Source organism: Brevibacterium oceani (genome assembly GCF_017948325.1).
Classification (GTDB): Bacteria; Actinomycetota; Actinomycetes; order Actinomycetales; family Brevibacteriaceae; genus Brevibacterium; species Brevibacterium oceani.
On record NZ_CP072846.1, the window covers coordinates 2,486,685 to 2,503,843 of the forward strand.

Here is a 17,159-nt window from a genome sequence, read left to right on the forward strand (position 1 = left end):
GCCGCGGCCCTGCCACCGGGGAAGTGTGTCAGGACATCCGAGCTTCGGAAACGGGGAAGTTCCCCGAAACTCGAGCGCGGCGGGCAAGGATCAAACCCGAGCAGAATCAGATCACTCCGGGAATCACCTCCTCCTCGCGTTCGGCGAAGGTCTGCTGAGCGCCGACGAGGTAGTCCTCCCAGGTCGGTGCGTCCCAGATCTCGACTCGGTTGCCCATGCCGATCACTGCGACCTCCCGATCAAGTGATGCGTACTGCCGCAATATGTTCGGGACCGTGATGCGTCCCTGTTTGTCCGGCTGATCCGCAAATGCCGCCGACAGGAACACACGCTGGTAGTCGCGGGCTTCCTTATTCGTCTTCGGCGCGTTCTGGATTCGCGCGTGCTCGGCTTCGAACTCCGTGGTGGGGAACAGGGTGAGGCAGTTCTCCTGGCCACGGGTCAGAACGAGTCCGGGCGACAGCTCCTCGCGGAACTTTGCGGGCAGGATGAGGCGACCCTTGTCGTCGAGCTTCTGCATATGAGTGCCCAAGAACATGTCGTCTCACCCCTTTCGAAACCCATCGGCTCCGATAGCAACCACAGTACTCCACTTTCCTCCACCTATTCCAGCTCTTCGCCTCTCCGATGTCTAGAAGGCATTGTTTTCCCAGGTCAGATAGGTGGAGGAAAGTGGGGATTTTTTCGCATCGGTGCGTCGTGGCGGGTCGATCGGGGTGTCGGACGGCGGGTCAGCGGAATGGGTGGGCCGCCTCGGCGAGGGTGGGTTCAGGGGGCGAGATCCGCACGATTGTGCGGATCTCGGCCTTCCCCGTCGCCGAGGTGGGGCGAAGTGGGGAGGAAAGTGGAGGGTCCGTGTGGAGGAAAGTGGGGAGCGGAGTGGGGAGCCGCCTCGGGGAGGGGAATGGAGGGATGGCGCAGTGGGGTGGGGAGCGAAGCGGGGAGCCTGGGAAAACCTCGTGTGGCTGGGGGCGCGGGGATAGGAGACAATGGGGCTATGTCGATCAGCCAAGAAGGTACACAGACCAATTCCGTGATCGGTGCTGAACACATCGAATGGGTGCAGCATCTGACCTCCCGGGCACGCACGGCCATGAACTCGGTGCTCGAAGGCAAGGACGAGGCGGTGGGGCTCTCGCTCATCGCTCTGCTCGCCGGCGGCCATGTCCTCCTCGAGGACGTCCCCGGAGTCGGCAAGACGCTGCTTGCCCGCGCCATGGGCAAGGTCGTCGACGGTTCGGTCCGGCGCATCCAGTTCACGCCCGATCTGCTGCCCACCGATGTCGTCGGTGTCAACCTGTTCAATCAGGAGACCCGCCACTTCGAGTTCCGGCAGGGACCGGTGTTCGCGAATATCGTCATCGCCGACGAGATCAACCGCGCCTCGCCGAAGACCCAGTCCGCGATGCTCGAGTGCATGGCCGAAGGTCAGGCGACGATCGACGGGCAGACCTATCAGATGCCCACGCCGTTCATCGTGGTGGCCACGCAGAACCCGATCGACATGGAGGGCACCTACGCCCTGCCCGAGGCGCAGCGCGACCGCTTCCTCACTCGCATCTCGCTGGGCTATCCGGCCACGGCGGATGAGGTCGACCTGCTGGACAACCAGATCCAGAACGATCCGCTCGAAACGGCTGCCGCAGTGACGAACCTCGAGCAGATCACGCAGGCGCGCACGATCGTCCGGCACGTCTCGGCGAGCAAGGCGCTGCGCGAGTACATCGTGGCGATCCTCCAGGCCAGCCGCAACGATCCGGCGATCCTGCTCGGCAGCTCGCCGCGCGGCGGCGTCCACCTGCTGCGGGCCGCCAAGGCTCGGGCGGCGCTGTCGGGGCGGACCTTCGTCACTCCCGACGACGTGCAGGCCCTGGCGCCCTACATCCTCGCCCACCGCATCATCCCCCGCGACGGTGACGACTCCGAGCTGGCCACCGACCTCATCGGCCGCGTGCTCGCCCGCGTGCCCGTCTCGACGAACCAGTGAACGCATGCGACTGAGCACCTCTGGAATCATCTTCGTCCTGGCCGGAGCGGCGCTGATCATCGCGGCCTACCGCTTCGCGCTGCCGGGGCTGCTTCCGGCCGGGCTGCTGCTGCTCGGTCTGGTCGTTCTCTCGGCTCTGCTCATCGTCTGGGGCACCCGCCGGGTATCGGTGACGATGTCCACTCCCCTGCCCGAGGTGGCTCTGGCCGCTTCCCGCGACCGCTACCCGCTGGCGGCCGAGGGCAAGGAGGTCGAGGTCGAGGCCCGGGTGACGAACATCGGTCAGCTCGCGATTCCCGCGGCGACGATCGACTTCGTCGCCGCCGAGGGATTCGGCGATTCGACATCGGGAGAGGTTCCGCCGCTGGCGCACCGGGCCTCCCAGACCGTGCTCACCTCGTTCACCCCGAACCGTCGCGGCGTCTCGGGCATCGAGGCAGTGCTCATCACCGTCTTCGGTCCCTTCGGTCTGGTGAAGATGAAGCGGAAGGTGCGCGGGGCATTCCCCGTGGCCGTATCGGTGCCGATCCTCGGCGCGCGCATCCCGAAGGACTCCTCGATCCGGCCGGCCCGCCTCGACGACGGCAAGGTCCGCTCTGGGCATACGACCCGTGACTTCCACACCCGTGAGTACGTGCCCGGCGACGATCTGCGGCATGTGCACTGGCCTTCGACGGCGAAGTCCGGTGAGCTCATGGTCCGCCACGAAGCCGATGAGGAGACGCTGCATGCCCTCATCGTCATCGACCTCGCTGCCGACGCCGCGGATGCTCAGCCGAGCGAGCAGGAGATCGAATTCCTCCTCGCCGCCGCCGTCTCCGCCGGCACTGCCTTCCTCCGGTCCGACTACGAGGTCTTCGTCGTCGCGCCCGGACACGAGACCAGACTCAAAGGAGCCCGCGACATCGACAGGCTGCGCCTTCTCTCCGCAATCGTGCGACCGGGCAGGGTCGAACTGCCCAAGCATGACAATCCGAATCACATCGTCATCTGTGCCGTCGGTGACGAGCGCGGGCAGGAGCTCGCCTCGGCGTTCTCCCGCAGGGTCCCGGTCACGCTGCGCACGCTCAGCGAGATCGGTGATCTGACGATGATCGGCCTCAGCGAGGATCTGCCCGAGTCCTGGACGACCTTCGAATCGAAGCGTCGGTCCACCGGCTCGCAATCGCCTACCAAGTCGAGCACGACCCCGGCAGGCAGCGCCGGCGTCGGATCGCCGATGCCCGACGGACCGCAGGGGGTGGGACGATGAGTCTCGACACCTCACCCGCCGTGGACCGCGAGTCGGACGGACACGATTCGGCCGACCCCCTGTCGACGCAGGACACGCGTCCGCCGACGGGCTGGCTCGAGGCGGGCATCGTCTTCGCGGCGATGGTACTGACCGCTGTGGCGATCTCGGCCGTGTTCTCCGACTTCGCGTGGCTGCCGCCCGTGCTCGTGGCGTCGGCCGTCATCGTCGTCGTCGGCGCCGTCTTCCGCAGCATTCCGGCGCTGCGGTCGAGCGGCACCGCCGTGATCGCCCAATGTGTGGCCGGTCTCATCGCTGTCTTCGCGATTTGTGCGAAGGGTTCGCTCATCCTCGGGTTCATTCCCACCGGCGAGTCCTTCGGCATGGTCATCGACCGCCTCTCCGACGGCGTGAGCGATCTCTATGCCACCGCTCCCCCGGCGGCGAGCACCCCGGGCTTCACCGCGATGCTCACGATCGCGTTCACGCTCATCACGATCCTCATCGACGGTCTCGTCTCCGACCTCCGGGCTCCGAAGGTCGGCGGTGTGCTGTTGCTCGTGCTGTGGATGATTCCCGTCTACTTCGCCTCCCGTGAGGTCCGCTGGTGGCATATCGTCGCGATTCTCGCTGCGTTCCTGCTGCTCATGCTCAGCCCGTATCTGCCGGCCACACGGTGGAGGGGCGGACTGACCGCGGTCCTCGCCGGTGCGCTGGCTCTGGGCATCGGCCTCGGCCTTCCCTTGGCGCTGCCTCCCGTGCCGAGTCTGCCCGACCGGGCTTCGAACGGACAGGGCGATCTGACCGTGACGAACCCGTTCCTCAATCTCCGGCAGAACCTCGGCGACCGTGACGATGCCACGCTCTTCAGCTACGAGACGACGGGCGAGGAGTCGGATCCGATCCGCCTGACCTCGATCGATGACTTCGATGGGGAGAATTGGGCGCCGAGTGCCTTCGGCCTCGACCCCTTCGCGATCGCCACAGACGGCATGCCCTGGCCTGAGGGGATGCCGCGTGAGACGAACTTCAAGAACGAGACGATCGACGTGCGCGTCGGCGACAAGTACGACCAGCAGTACCTGCCTTCGCCCTATGCCCCGCAGCAGCCCAACGGTCTCGATCGGCGGTGGATCTTCGACGAGAAGACCCTGACGGTCGTCGGCAACGGTGAGAAGACCGGTGGCCTGAAGTACTCGATGGACTATCTCTCGCCGAACCCATCGGTCGATGACCTGAAGAATGCGACGCCGGTGAGCGAGAGCGATTTCGAGACCGAGCTCGCCGTGCCCGATTCCCTGCCGGACACCGTCAAGGAGACCGCCGAGCAGGTGACCGCCGATGCCGACAACCAGTGGGAGGCCGCGGTCCTGCTACAGGCATACTTCCGCAGCGGTGAGTTCGAGTACTCACTCGATGCCCCGGAACGCGCCAGCGGCGACGCGATCTCGGACTTCCTCAATGACAAGAAGGGGTACTGCGTCCAGTTCTCCTCGGCCATGACGATCATGGCCAGGACGATGGGAATCCCCGCCCGCATCGGCGTCGGCTTCGCCGGCGGCGACGAGGCCGACGGCGGCTACGACGTGAGCATGCAGGATTCGCACGCGTGGCCGGAACTCTACTTCGAGGGTGCCGGGTGGGTGCGCTTCGAACCGACTCCCGGCGGCCCGGCCGGAGATCCGCCGAAGTGGACTCTGGCCAGCGGCGCACAGGAGAACGACTCGGAAGACGAGTCGGAGTCCGCGAGCCCGAGCGAGGAGCCCTCCGACGAGGCTTCGGAGACCGCGGCCGGCGGTTCCGAAGAGCCCACCGAGGAAGAGACGTCCACACAGGCCGCACAACCGGCGGGCGCCGATCTGAGCACATACGTGTGGGGCGGCATCATCATCCTCGTGCTGCTGCTCCTGGCCGCGATGCCCGCGATCTGGCGGTCGATCCTGCGGTCGCGGCGGACGAACGATCCGACGGACCTCGAGGCCGTGTGGACCGAGGTCCGCGCTCTCGCCACCGACTACGGGCAGAGCCTCGACCCGAGCGGGACGCTGCGGTTCAACGAGCTCATCCTCGCCGGTGCGGCGGGTTCGGCCGGGTCCGGTGCTTCGGGTTCGGCCGGGTCCGATACGGCCGGTGCCACAGGTTCGACAGGTTCCAGTGCCGCTGGTTCGGCAGGATCCGACGCTGCCGAGTCGGGGGCGTCGAACGCCGCGAGTCCCGCAACCGGAACCGAGACATCGTCCGACGCGGCCGGAAACGGAGCGGCTGCGGCCGATTCGGGAGCCGTCGCAGCAGATTCCGGGGACGGTACTCCGACACGGAAATCGGCCGCCGAGGTGGCTGCCGGGTCCTCGTCGGGAGGCGGTGCGGCCGGAACGACGTCGTTCGGATCCTCGGATGAGCGTCTGCGACGTCTGCGCAGTCCGGCGCCGACGCAGCCGGATGCCGGGGACCGGGACGATACCGCGCTGTCGGCGTTCGTCGATGCCCTCGAGGCGCAGCGTTACGGTGCCGCGTCCGAACCGCTCGATTCCTCCGAGGTGAGTGCGCTCATCGATGAGGTCGGTACGGATCTGTCCGAACGGGCGACTCCGGGCAGTCGGATCTCGGCGAAGATCTGGCCGGCCAGCCTCTTCAACCCGCCGAAGTGACAGGCGGGTGAACGTCACCGGCCCGTGCCGGCGGCCAGCGCACGGGCCGTCCCCTCAGAGCACAGTGTGTCTCACCCACCGTGTGCCGGGTGAGTCGACCTCAGTGAGTGCCGATTCAGTCGCGCTCAGCGTGTGCCCAGTCCATCTCGCGCTCAGCATGTGCCCGATCTGTCGCACTCAGCGAGTGCCCGGTCCATCTCGCGCAGGGCGAGGAGTCCGCGGGCTGCGGCGATCGGTTTGACGAGCGGAAGCTCGCCGAATCGGTAGTCGGCCCCGCGGACGAGGCGCTCACCGAGGTCGGGGCGCATCTGCCAGAGATGTTCGCGGGCCTTTTCGGCGTGATGGGAGTTCGAGACGATGCAGATGGTCGACTCGGGCAGGAGCACCTCATCGATGAGCGCTGTCGCCCTGGCGATGTTCTCCCAGGTCGACGTGCTCTCCGTCTCTAACAGCGCCCTGCCGACAAAGCCGAGTTCGTCGCGGGCATAGTCATCGAGCAGGCGAGCCTCGGGCACAGCGCCGGCGACGGAGCCTCCGCAGAAGATCACCACCGGTGAGCCGGCGGCCGGGTCGATCGAACGCAGGCCGGCCCTGACCCGAAACCGGTTGAGCCCGTTGGCCTTCGTGCCGCGGTTGCGGTATCCGAGCACCACAACGATCTGATCGCTCCCGCTTCCCGCGGTGGGTCCTCGTACGGTGTGCTCTCCGCCCGCGGCGCCTCGCACGGCACCTCCGCGAGCGGAGTCCGACCCGCCCCCGACGCCTCGCACCGCACCCCCTCCGGCGTGCTCTCCGCCCGCGGCGCCTCGCACGGCACCTCCACCGGCGAGGTCCGACCTGCCGGCAGCGGAGTCCGACCCACCCCCGACGCCGCGAGAGCCGAGCCGGCGCCAGCTCGAACGCAGATGGCTGAGCTCTCCGAAGGCGAATACTGCCGCGATCAGCCCCAGGCCGACCCCGGCTCCCGTGATCATCCAGCGTCGCCTCGCCGGCCACACGGTGCGACTGTCTATCGGAAGTGCATGCGTACTGTTTTTCATCACTACGTGTGCACTTCCGATAGACAGTCGCCCCAATGCGCCCGCAGACAGTCGCCTTCGAGCAGGCGATCGCCCCCGAGCAGACTGTCGCCCGAAGCCGCCGGTGGACGCCCCACGTGGAAATCGGCGCCCGGCTGTGCTTCGGCCGGAGAAGCGGACTCAGAAACGTGTCGAGAGGCGCCGGCCGAAGCTGGCGCAGAACCACGCACGGCCGAACCGGGCATAGAAAAAGGCACCCTCAGAATGAGAGTGCCTTGATCCTCAGGGACCGATGTCATTCGCCGCGCTGGCGCTTTTCCCACCGGTCTTCGAGACGGCTCATGAACCCGGCGCTGCCCTTGGACTCGGACTTCGAGCCGACGTTCTTCGTCTCGGTCTGGGTGGTGTGCGTGCGACCCGGACGGCTGAACGCCCAATACATGCCGACGACCATGAGACCGAAGCCGACGACGCCGAGGGCGATGAACCACATCGAGGTGGACACGAGCGAGATCGCGAGGATCGTCGCGGCGAGTCCGGCCAGTGCGATGAGGATGCCGAGGACGAAGCGCTTGGCTGAGAATCCCGGGCCCGTGGCCGCGGCCTGCGTTTCCGAGATATTGCGTGCAAAACGGGGGTCTTCACTGCGCAGCTGCTGCTCCAGTTGATCCAACAGCTGCTGTTCGTGATCGGAGAGTGGCATCTCGAACCCCCGTTTCCCTACTCAAGACTTTGAAACAATCATAGTCTCTGAGCACCGAAAAAACATCTCGGGAGGCCATTGGAGTGCGGATTCTCACTGGGTCTTCAGACTATGGCCCGGCTCACCGCCTACGAGTCGTCGCTGCGTTTGCGCAGAAGCGAGGCCTGCGAGATCGCTGCGGTCCCGAACCGCCGCCTCACCTCGTCGAGCGCCACCTCGGCCTCACGCCCCGAATGCTCGGGTTCATCCAAGGTCGCCTGCCGTCCGGTGGCGGCGAAGTCGATGAGTCCCGCCGCGCGCATTCCGAGCAGGCGCACTCCCTGGGTGCGCTGCTCGCGCAGCGTGCGCATCGCCGGGCGCAGCGCCTCGTACATCTCCCGGGCCAGGTCCGTCGGCGCCGGCAGCGTCACCGACCGCGACAGAGTGGTGAAATCGCCGAGGCGGTACTTCAGCCCCAGTGTCGTTGCCACCTTGCCCTCGGCACGCACCCGGTAGGCGACCTTGTCGGCCAGGCGCAGCAGTTCGTGTTCGAGCACATCGAGGTCCCAGAGGTCTTCGGGGAAGGTGTGCTCGGCGCTGATCGAGTGCTCCTTGGCCTGCCGGTCGAATCCGGAGGAGTCCTCACCGTGGGCGGCTCGCCACAGCGCGTGCCCGTGGGCGCCGAAGACGCGCGCCGCCCACGCTTCGTCGACGTCGGCGAGGTCACCGATGAGGCGGATTCCGTAGCGGGAGAAGGCCTGCTGCGTCTTCTCCCCCACCCCCGGCAGGGCTTCGATCGGCATCGGGTCGAGGAAGTCCTGAGTCGCGGCGAGCGGAACGAGCAGCTGCCCATCGGGTTTGGCCCGGGCGGAGGCGAGCTTGGCCACCACCTGACTGCCGGCGATCCCGACCGAGGCACTCAGGCCGGTCCGTTCCTTGATCTTCGCGCGCAGCTCGGACGTGATCGTCACCGGAGAACCGAGGCGGCGCACCGCACCGGAGACGTCGATGTACGCTTCGTCGACGCTGACCTGTCGGACGTCGGGGGTGACCTCGGCGACGAGGTCGAAGACCTGCCGGGAATAGGTGGAGTACAGGCCGTGGGAGGGTGGGATCACCTCGGCAATGGGGCACAGGTTCATCGCCCGGGACATGGGCATGGCCGCATGGACGCCGAACTCCCGGGCCTCGTAGCTGGCCGAGACCACGACGCCGCGGCCGCTGCGACCGCCGACGATGACAGGTCGGCCGATGAGCTGGGGTCGGGTGAGGAGTTCGACGGAGACGAAGAACGAGTCCATGTCGAGGTGGAGCATCGTCGCCCCGGTGTCGTCCGTGCCCAGACGGCTGAGGTCGCCGCCGGAGCGTGACAGCTGCTTGCGACTCATCGCCTCCCCCTCGGACTCGTTCCTTTCGGCCCCGGAGAGCTCTCCGGGTATTCTTGAAGCATGGTATCGCGCACCGCTGTCATGACACTGCCCATCGCCGTCGCTCTCGCCCTCGCGGGGTGCTCGTCGGGCGATTCGGGCGCCGACGATTCGACCCCGAAGGCCGAGCAGAGCTCCGCCGCCGAGGCGACTCCGACGGAGACCCAGAGTGCATCAGCAGAAGCCTCGACCGATGCCACGGGATCCGATTCCGACACCTCGAACGACGTCAAGGACCTGCCTGACTACATCAAGCCGTACCCGAAGTCGGAGGTGCTCTCGGCCTCGGTCGTCAAGGCCCACAACGACAAGGATTCGAAGCTTCCCGAACAGGTCAGCCTCGTCGTCCGCGCGAAGGCCGATGCGAAGGACGTCTTCGAGTTCTACGAGAAGGAGCTCGGCAAGGCGAAGTTCGAGCCGCTCGGAGATGAGACGAAGACGAAGAGCGGACGCGTGGTCAACTTCACGAACACGGACAACGACAGCGTCCTGGTCGTCACGGTCGCCGAGGACTCCGAGGACAAGGCACAGTCGATCGTCACCGTCGGCGGAAACATCGCTTCATGACCTCGCACCATCCCCTGAGTCCGGGAGGACAATCCGCCCAGTCCTCACGGCCGGTCGCCGAGCTCGATTCCCCGCAGTCGATCGCCGCCGAGGTGTCCGCGCAGCTCGAAACCTTCCTCGCCGAGAAGGCCGCCCAGTTCGAGGCCATCTCCCCCGATGCTGCGGCGATCGGTGAGTCACTCACCGCTTTCACTCGCGGCGGCAAACGGATCCGTCCTGTCCTGCTGTGGTGGGGCTTTCAGCTCGCCGGCGGACGCGTGTCCGGAAGCGCCGATCGGTCCGCGAACCCCGCGAACCCCGTGAATCCCGCGAACCCGGCCAACCCCGTGAATCCCGCGAACCCGGCCAACCCCGCGACCACCGCCGCTGGTCTCGCGCAGGCCGCAGGATCGCTCGAGCTGCTTCATGCCGCGGCACTCATCCACGACGATGTCATCGACCATTCCGACACCCGCCGCGGCCAGCCGTCCCTGCACCGCCAGTTCGAATCCCGACATGGTCGGCAGGGTCTGCGCGGGGATGCCGAATCGTTCGGCGTCTCGGCCTCCATCGTCATCGGCGACATCTGTCTGGCGCTGAGCGAGGAGCTGTTCGAACGTGCGCAGGAGACGCTCGGCGGAAACACGCGTGCCCGCGAACTGCGGGGCACCGTCCGCCGCGATGTCATGGTCGGCCAGTACCTCGACGTGCTCGCCGAGGTGATCGCCCTCGACGATGACCGCATCGGCGAGCGGGCGTGGGAGGTGCTGAGCTTCAAATCAGCGAAGTACTCGGTCGAGCAGCCGCTCCTCCTCGGTGCGGCCCTGGCCGGAGCGGACGACGATCTGCTTGATGAGATCTCCGACTTCGGCCTGCCCCTCGGTCAGGCCTTCCAGCTGCGCGACGACGTGCTCGGAATCGCCGGCGACCCGCAGGCCACAGGCAAACCGGCCGGGGACGACATCCGCGAGGGAAAGCGAACCGTGCTCATCGCCGAGACCGTGGCCCGGATCTCGCCCGCGCAGTTCGATGTGCTCGCCTCCCGCTTGGGCGATCCGGATCTCACCGACGCCGAGGTGGCCGAATGCGTGGAGATGATCACCTCATCGGGCGGCCTGGCCGCCGTCGAGGCCTTCATCGAGGACAAGCACGCCCGCGCGCAGAATCTCGTCGACACTTGGGCAGCGGCAGGGACCGAGGCAACAAGGCCCGGAACAGCAGGGTCCGGGTGGGCGACAGAGACGTCCATGTCGGAACCGACGACCGCGTCGGCAGCCGATTCGGATCCGACCGCCTCGGCGAGGGTCCGGATCGGAGCTCCCGCACAGGAGCGGTTGAAGGAGTTCGCGACGGCACTGAGCTACCGCGCGAGCTGACCCGCTCCCCGACTCAGCACCGGGATCAGCACGGCCGGGTTCACATCACCGCGCGGAATTCCCACGCCTTGACTCGGCGCCGGGTCCCACTCGGCGCCGGGTCCCACTCAGAACGCGAGTGCCCCTCAGAACGCAGGGACCTCTCAGAACACAGGGACCCCTCAGAACGCGAGTGCCTGGGCGCGGCGCCTGACTTCCTTGCGGTTGCCGGCGCGGAGCAGATCGATGGGGCGACCGGGCAGCGACTCATCGGGCGTGAAGAGCCAGATGATCGCCTCTTCGTCGTCGAACCCGGCGTCGTGGAGCGTACTCAGTGTGCCCTTGAGCGGTGTGACGACCTCGCCGTCCTTGAAGAAGGCCAGGGGCACCTGCATCACCTTGGGCTTGCCGATCTTGATTCCGCAGATCGCGTCGTCTTCGAGCAGCCTCCGCACCTGGGAGATGCTCAGCCCGGTCAGTTCGGCGATGTCGGGCAGCGGGGCCCAGTCCTGGACGAGTTCTTCGGTATTCACGCCTCCAAGGGTAGCAATATTTGCCAGAAACACCCCGCCATGCGGGGCCGAATGCTCGGGTCGGCCGCGGGCAATCGTTAGGCTGGTGACCGTAGCTTCCCCATTCGACATGAAGTCAACAGGTGTACAGATGACACGACCGCGACGGAATCAGCAGACGCCCATCACGGCCGCTCCTGACATCCGCGCCGCCTCGAAGGTGAATTCGACCGGTCCGATCCCAGGAGCCGATCGCGTCGACCCCGAATCCGCCATCCCCACCGAGGCCACCGACCCTGTCGCCGCCGATTCAGATACGACCGACCCCCGCGCCGAGGCGACCCCCGCCGGCGCTGCAGACGACGCACCCGACAGGGCGACAGGCACCACCCCCGACGGCATGCCCGGCACAGCAGCTGACGACGACCCGACGGCCGCCTCGGCGGGTTCGACCGTCCACCCGGAACCGACCGACGGCGCACCCGAAGCCGACCCACCCGAGTCCGACCCGGCAGCCGCCTCGGCGAACCCTCCGACCGGGCCACAGTGGATCTCGGGTACGGCGGGAGCGACGGTTCCGGTCACGCACGGCGGCCGCACGTACAAGGCCAAGCAGGGCGACACCCTCTACGGGGTTGCGAGCAAGCACGGAGTGTCCGTGCCGGCCCTGGCCGAACTCAACCGCATCTCGCCGCGGCAGAACCTCCACCAGGGGCAGGTGCTGTCCCTGCCGGAGAAGAACGACCTGCCCGATGAGGACCCCTCGCATGTCGTCGCACCCGGTGAGACACTGCAGGGCATCGCCGCCCGGCACGGCATCTCGGCCTCGACCCTGCGCCGGGCCAATGCGATGGGCGATGACTCGTATCTCACGGTCGGCGAGCTGCTCCTGCTGCGTCCGTCGACGGCACGCCCGCGCCGGGCCGCACCCGAACCGCCGCGCGACATCCCCCGTGTGGCCGCCAGTGCCCAGGTCGAGGGCATCCGTCCCTCGGTCCTCCACGCGGCCCGCCTGAACAAGTACACCCTGCTGCACCGCCGTCATCCGGCCCCGGCTCAGGCCAAAATCATCGTCGCCCGCGTCGCCGAGGAGCTCGGAGCCGATCCCGCACTCATGCAGGCGGTGGCCCACCAGGAATCGGGGTTTCAACACACGACGGTCTCGGCCGGCAACGCCATCGGCATCATGCAGGTCACCCCGCGTTCGGGTCGCTGGGCCTCAGACATCGTCGGCCGCGGACTCGACCTGCTCGACATCGCCGACAACATCGTCGCCGGCACCGTCATCCTCGGCTGGCTCATCGAAACCGCCGAATCCGAGAACGAAGCACTGGCCGGGTACTACCAGGATCTGCGCTCGGTCCGCGCCGACGGTCTCCTGCCGGAGACCAAGGCCTTCGTCCGAACCGTGCAGCTCCAGCGCACCCGAATGCAGGAGGCCCTGTGAGCACCCGTCCTGATCCGCTCATCGGCACGGTGCTCAACGAGCGCTACCGGATCGATGCGAAGATCGCCCGCGGCGGCATGGCCATGGTCTATCGCGGCACCGATCTGCGCCTGGATCGCGAGATCGCGATCAAGGTCATGCACGAACACCTCATCTCCGATGACACATTCGTCGAACGCTTCCGCCGGGAGGCGATCAACGCCGGGCGGCTGACCCATCCGAACCTCGTGGCCATCCACGACCAAGCACGTGACGGCGACGTCGTCTACCTCGTCATGGAGCACCTGCCTTCGGTGACGCTGCGCCGCGAGCTCAAGCACCGCGGCACCTTCACCCCGAGGCAGGCCATCGTCGTCCTCGACGCGATCCTCGCCGCCCTCGAGGCGGTGCATTCGACGGGCATCATCCACCGTGACCTCAAGCCCGACAATGTGCTGCTGGGCACCGACGGGCAGGTCAAGCTCGCCGACTTCGGCCTCGCCCGCGCGGTGACGACGGCGACGACGACGAAGACGCTCATCGGCACCGTCGGCTACGTCGCCCCCGAACTCGTCACCCGTGCCGGGGCCGATGCCCGCACCGACCTCTACACGGTCGGCATCATGTTCTACGAGATGCTCACCGGCACCCAGCCCTACACCGACGATGTGCCGATCCAGGTTGCCTACCGGCATGTCCATGACACGGTTCCGCCGCCCTCGGAGGTCGTGCCCCGGCTGAGTCCGCGCCTCGACGCCCTCGTCCTGTGGGCGACGTCGAAGGAACCCGAGGACCGTCCCGCCGATGCCGCCCAGTTCCGCCTGGCACTGGCCGAGGCGCGAGCCGAGATGTCCGAAGCCGAACTCGACCTCGGCGACCCGGCGATCGCCGCCGGTGAGCACTCCCCCGTGCTCACCGCGAGCATCGACCTCGGCGAGGAGGTCCCGAAGGAGAAGAAGTCCCGGACCGACGAGATCCCGTACCTCGAGGGTGAGGACGACGAAACCGGCGCCGAGGCGGCCGATGACGACAGTGCCGACGCTCCGTCCGGTGCGGCGGGAGGAGCCGGTGCCGCCGCTGGAACCGGTGTCGCTGCCGCCGCTGCCGGAATCGGCGGTGTCACCGCCGCCGTGACCTCGGGCGACGAGTCGGAGGACGGCTCCCTCGACGATGACAGCGGTGACGATGCGGCCGGCGCCGGTGCGGCCGGCGTCGGTGCGGCCGGCGTCGCGGCCGGAGCAGGCGCAGTCGGCGCTGCCTCGGGCAGCGGTTCAGGATCTGGGTCTGGATCAGGTTCCGGGTCCGGTGGCGACGCGGCGGATCGGTCCGACGACGAATCGGATGACGATGACAAGGCCGCGGTCGCGGCCGCCGCCGCACCCGCCTCGGCGAAGGCATCGAAGACACGCCGTCGACGTCGTCGTGTGCTCGCCTCGCTCGTCGCGGTCGTGGCCGTCTTGGCTCTCGTGGCCTGGCTCGTCATCGCTAACCTGCCTGAACCCACATCGATCGTGCCGGGCCAGCTGGCCGGCAAGAAAGTCGACGAGGTCACCTCGCAACTCGAGGACAACGACCTCAAGGCCGAACCCAAGAAGGTCTTCGACGACTCCGTTCCGGCCGGTGAGGTCATCGGCACCGAACCGGTCAGCGGTTCCGAACTCGCCCCGGACTCAACGGTCACGGTTGTCGTGTCCAAGGGCGAGCAGAAGTTCGCCGTGCCCAAGCTCGAAGGACTCAGCAGGTCTGACGCCGAGGCGGCACTGAAGAAGGCGAACCTCGCTGTCGGCAAGGTCGACGAGAAGTACAGCGACTCGGTCGGCAACGACCAGATCATCTCGGCATCGAAGAAGCCCGGCGAGAAGCTGTCGAAGGGCGAGAAGATCGACCTCGTCGTCTCCAAGGGCGTGGCGCCGACACCGGTGCCCAATGTCGAGGGACTGACCTTCGACGCCGCCTATGCGACGCTGGCCAAGCGCGGATTCCGCGTCGGCAAGGACGAAGTGTTCTCCGATGACGTGCCCAAGGGCAAGGTCGTCTCGCAGTTCCCGAAGAGCTCCGAATCGAAGCCGGCGAACTCCCTCATCATCGTCCGTGTCTCCAAAGGCAAGGAGAAGACGGATGATGACAAGAAGGACGAGAAGAAGGATGAGAAGTCCAAGGACGACGACAAGAAGAAGGACGAGTCGAAGGACAAGAAGGACTGAGTCGTCCTGCTCCGACCGTGTCCTAGTCCGATTTTCTCCTGGGCCGACCGATGTCGGCTCGGCCCAGCAGATATACCGGTGGCCCCACAGCTGAACTGCGGGGCCACCGGTCTTGTCTCTGTTCGAACGTTTCGTTCAGCGCCGGAGTGACTCGCTCGGCTCGAGTGACTCGGACGGCTCGAGTGACTCGGACGGCTCGATCGCTGCGAACTGCTCGAATGTGTCATTCAGTTCCTGCGGGTGAGGTACTCCGCGACCTGGAACGCCATCTCCAGCGACTGATCGTGGTTGAGGCGGGGATCGACGAGGGTCTCGTAGCGCCGACGCAGGCCTTCGTCGTCGATCTCCGTGGCGCCGCCCATGATCTCGGTGACGTCGTCGCCGGTGAGTTCGATGTGCAGGCCGCCGGGAATCGTGGCGGCCTCTCCGTGGGCGTTGAAGAACCCTTCGACTTCGGCCATGACGTCTTCGAACCGGCGGGTCTTGTAGCCGGTGTTCGAGGTGATCGTGTTCCCATGCATCGGATCGCAGACCCAGGTGACGTGCGGCAGCTGATCGCCGATGCCGGCGAGCAGCTTGGGCAGGGACTCACCGATCTGGCCGGCACCCATCCGCGTGACGAAGGTCAGGCGGCCGGGTTCGGCGTCCGGGTCGAGTTTCTCGGCCAGGGCCAGGGCGTCGTCTGCCGTGGCCGTGGGTCCGAGCTTCACACCGATCGGGTTGCGCACCTTCGACAGGAAGTCCACATGCGCTCCGTCGACCTCACGGGTGCGTTCGCCGATCCACAGGAAGTGACCGGAGACGTCGTAGGCATCGCCGGTGCGCGAGTCGATGCGGGTCAGCGCGCGTTCGTACTCGAGCAGCAGCGCCTCGTGGGCGGCGTAGAACTCGGTGGTCTTGAGCGCATCGAAATCGGCTCCGCAGGCATCCATGAAGCGGATGGCGCGGTCGATCTCGCGCGCGGTCTGCTCGTAGCGCTGGTAGCCGGGGTTCGACGCGAGGAAACCGCGGTTCCAGTCGTGGACGAAACGCAGATCCGCGAAGCCGCCCTGGGTGAAGGCGCGGATGAGATTGAGCGTCGAGGCGGACACGTGGTACGCCTTGAGCAGTCGTTCCGGGTCGTGGCGGCGGGACTCTTCGGTGAATTCGTAGCCGTTGACGATGTCGCCGCGGAACGACGGCAGGGTCACGCCGTCGCGGGTCTCCATATCGGCCGAGCGAGGCTTGGCGAACTGACCTGCCATACGGCCGATCTTCACCACGGGCATCGAACCGCCGTAGGTGAGCACGGCCGCCATCTGCAGAACCGTCTGCACACGGGCGCGGATCTTGTCCGCCTGCGCACCGTCGAAGGACTCGGCGCAGTCACCGCCGGCGAGGACGAATGCCTCTCCTCGCGAGGCGGCGGCGATGCGCTGCTTGAGCACATCGGCTTCGCCGGCGAAGACCAGAGGAGGTGAGGTTCGCAGATCTGTGAGGACCGTCTCGAGCGCAGCGCCGTCGAGATACGTCGGCTGCTGCTTCGGGTCCATCTCACGCCAGTCGTCGAGACCGCGAAGATTGTCATTGCCGGCAGCGGCGATTTCTCTGTTGGACAGCACTGGATCGGTGTGGAGGCTCACTGTTTCACTTTCATGGGTTCTCTGTTCCGGTCTCGAAGTCCTCGGCCGAGACGTTGTCGAGGAAGTCCCTGAACTGGGCGACTTCATCTTCGTCGGCTTCGGGAGCTTCGATGCCGGACTCTTCGAGCAGTTCTGAGTCGACGTACACGGGGCAGTGCGCGGTCAGCGCGAGCGTCACTGCATCCGAGGGGCGGGCGGAGATCGACTTCCCGTCGTTCGTATTCAGCTCGGCCAGGAAGATCTGACCGTCCTTGCCGGTGATCGTCACGTCATCGAGCTCGGCCTCGTACTTCGCGAGGACGTCGAGCAGAAGAGCATGTGACATCGGCCGTGGAGGAGTCAGGCCCCGCTGTGCGATCGAGAGCGCATTGGCTTCGATCGCTCCCACCCAGATGGGCAGGTAGTAGGCGGGTTCGCTGGCTTTGAGCAGGAGGATCGGTTGGTTGGCGGGCATTTCGATGCGGACGCCGACAACCTCGACTTCGACTTTGGACATTTTC

14 protein-coding genes are annotated in these 17,159 nt (G+C 66.8%); 7 read left to right on the top strand and 7 right to left on the bottom strand.

Annotated elements, in window-relative coordinates; all coding sequences use genetic code 11:
* Positions 1-106: 106 nt before the first annotated feature.
* Positions 107-538 carry a division/cell wall cluster transcriptional repressor MraZ gene (gene mraZ / locus J9314_RS11045; protein WP_181273330.1) on the bottom strand — a complete coding sequence of 144 codons (432 nt, stop codon included), beginning with the start codon at positions 536-538 and terminating at the stop codon, positions 107-109.
* Between the two features lie 459 nt (positions 539-997).
* Between mraZ and J9314_RS11050 the strand changes: the two genes are divergently transcribed.
* From J9314_RS11050 to J9314_RS11060, 3 genes are read left to right on the top strand one after another with little or no spacing between them, the layout of a single operon-like run.
* A complete protein-coding gene (locus J9314_RS11050; RefSeq protein WP_181273329.1) occupies positions 998-1,987 on the top strand; it encodes an AAA family ATPase in 990 nt (329 codons plus the stop codon).
* A gap of 4 nt (positions 1,988-1,991) precedes the next feature.
* Positions 1,992-3,239, top strand: a complete 1,248-nt coding sequence (locus tag J9314_RS11055) for a DUF58 domain-containing protein (protein WP_210602442.1) — start codon at positions 1,992-1,994, stop codon at positions 3,237-3,239.
* Positions 3,236-5,866, top strand: a complete 2,631-nt coding sequence (locus J9314_RS11060) for a transglutaminase TgpA family protein (protein ID WP_210602443.1) — start codon at positions 3,236-3,238, stop codon at positions 5,864-5,866. Before J9314_RS11055 ends, J9314_RS11060 begins: the two co-directional genes overlap by 4 nt.
* A gap of 152 nt (positions 5,867-6,018) precedes the next feature.
* Here the strand turns inward: J9314_RS11060 and J9314_RS11065 are convergent, their stop codons facing one another.
* The 3 genes from J9314_RS11065 to dinB form a co-directional block, all read right to left on the bottom strand.
* Entirely contained in the window at positions 6,019-6,840 is an 822-nt protein-coding gene (locus J9314_RS11065) for a YdcF family protein (protein ID WP_210602444.1), read from the bottom strand.
* 340 nt (positions 6,841-7,180) lie between these two features.
* A complete protein-coding gene (locus J9314_RS11070; protein WP_181273326.1) occupies positions 7,181-7,588 on the bottom strand; it encodes a DUF3040 domain-containing protein in 408 nt (135 codons plus the stop codon).
* Positions 7,589-7,716: 128 nt separating this feature from the next.
* A complete protein-coding gene (gene dinB, locus J9314_RS11075; RefSeq protein WP_210602452.1) occupies positions 7,717-8,955 on the bottom strand; it encodes a DNA polymerase IV in 1,239 nt (412 codons plus the stop codon).
* 60 nt (positions 8,956-9,015) lie between these two features.
* On the opposite strand from dinB, the gene J9314_RS11080 reads away from it, so the two are divergent.
* Together J9314_RS11080 and J9314_RS11085 are read left to right on the top strand one after the other, a co-directional pair.
* Positions 9,016-9,561: a hypothetical protein gene (locus tag J9314_RS11080; RefSeq protein WP_246490342.1), complete on the top strand. Its 546-nt coding sequence runs from the start codon at positions 9,016-9,018 to the stop codon at positions 9,559-9,561.
* A complete protein-coding gene (locus J9314_RS11085; protein ID WP_210602454.1) occupies positions 9,558-10,916 on the top strand; it encodes a polyprenyl synthetase family protein in 1,359 nt (452 codons plus the stop codon). Before J9314_RS11080 ends, J9314_RS11085 begins: the two co-directional genes overlap by 4 nt.
* A 161-nt stretch (positions 10,917-11,077) precedes the next feature.
* Here the strand turns inward: J9314_RS11085 and J9314_RS11090 are convergent, their stop codons facing one another.
* Positions 11,078-11,428, bottom strand: a complete 351-nt coding sequence (locus tag J9314_RS11090) for an Rv2175c family DNA-binding protein (protein WP_166972379.1) — start codon at positions 11,426-11,428, stop codon at positions 11,078-11,080.
* Between the two features lie 130 nt (positions 11,429-11,558).
* Here J9314_RS11090 and J9314_RS11095 point away from each other — a divergent pair, with 130 nt between their 5' ends.
* Together J9314_RS11095 and J9314_RS11100 are read left to right on the top strand one after the other, a co-directional pair.
* A complete protein-coding gene (locus J9314_RS11095) occupies positions 11,559-12,854 on the top strand; it encodes a lytic transglycosylase (protein ID WP_246490343.1) in 1,296 nt (431 codons plus the stop codon).
* Positions 12,851-15,037: a protein kinase domain-containing protein gene (locus J9314_RS11100; RefSeq protein WP_210602459.1), complete on the top strand. Its 2,187-nt coding sequence runs from the start codon at positions 12,851-12,853 to the stop codon at positions 15,035-15,037. The genes J9314_RS11095 and J9314_RS11100 overlap by 4 nt, the downstream gene beginning before the upstream one ends.
* 227 nt (positions 15,038-15,264) lie before the next feature.
* Here the strand turns inward: J9314_RS11100 and J9314_RS11105 are convergent, their stop codons facing one another.
* Together J9314_RS11105 and J9314_RS11110 are read right to left on the bottom strand one after the other, a co-directional pair.
* Positions 15,265-16,659 carry a class II 3-deoxy-7-phosphoheptulonate synthase gene (locus tag J9314_RS11105; RefSeq protein WP_210602460.1) on the bottom strand — a complete coding sequence of 465 codons (1,395 nt, stop codon included), beginning with the start codon at positions 16,657-16,659 and terminating at the stop codon, positions 15,265-15,267.
* A 10-nt stretch (positions 16,660-16,669) separates the two neighbouring features.
* Complete coding sequence (locus J9314_RS11110; protein ID WP_210602462.1) at positions 16,670-17,155, bottom strand: bifunctional nuclease family protein; 486 nt, start codon at positions 17,153-17,155, stop codon at positions 16,670-16,672.
* Positions 17,156-17,159 lie beyond the last annotated feature (4 nt).

What these genes read in the sequence shown, in the direction of transcription:
- mraZ (WP_181273330.1), bottom strand. Translation starts at nt 538, where the DNA reads ATGTTCTTGGGCACTCATATGCAGAAGCTCGACGACAAGGGTCGCCTC.
- J9314_RS11050 (WP_181273329.1), top strand. Translation starts at nt 998, where the DNA reads ATGTCGATCAGCCAAGAAGGTACACAGACCAATTCCGTGATCGGTGCT.
- J9314_RS11055 (WP_210602442.1), top strand. Translation starts at nt 1,992, where the DNA reads ATGCGACTGAGCACCTCTGGAATCATCTTCGTCCTGGCCGGAGCGGCG.
- J9314_RS11060 (WP_210602443.1), top strand. Translation starts at nt 3,236, where the DNA reads ATGAGTCTCGACACCTCACCCGCCGTGGACCGCGAGTCGGACGGACAC.
- J9314_RS11065 (WP_210602444.1), bottom strand. Translation starts at nt 6,840, where the DNA reads ATGATCACGGGAGCCGGGGTCGGCCTGGGGCTGATCGCGGCAGTATTC.
- J9314_RS11070 (WP_181273326.1), bottom strand. Translation starts at nt 7,588, where the DNA reads ATGCCACTCTCCGATCACGAACAGCAGCTGTTGGATCAACTGGAGCAG.
- dinB (WP_210602452.1), bottom strand. Translation starts at nt 8,955, where the DNA reads ATGAGTCGCAAGCAGCTGTCACGCTCCGGCGGCGACCTCAGCCGTCTG.
- J9314_RS11080 (WP_246490342.1), top strand. Translation starts at nt 9,016, where the DNA reads ATGGTATCGCGCACCGCTGTCATGACACTGCCCATCGCCGTCGCTCTC.
- J9314_RS11085 (WP_210602454.1), top strand. Translation starts at nt 9,558, where the DNA reads ATGACCTCGCACCATCCCCTGAGTCCGGGAGGACAATCCGCCCAGTCC.
- J9314_RS11095 (WP_246490343.1), top strand. Translation starts at nt 11,559, where the DNA reads ATGACACGACCGCGACGGAATCAGCAGACGCCCATCACGGCCGCTCCT.
- J9314_RS11110 (WP_210602462.1), bottom strand. Translation starts at nt 17,155, where the DNA reads ATGTCCAAAGTCGAAGTCGAGGTTGTCGGCGTCCGCATCGAAATGCCC.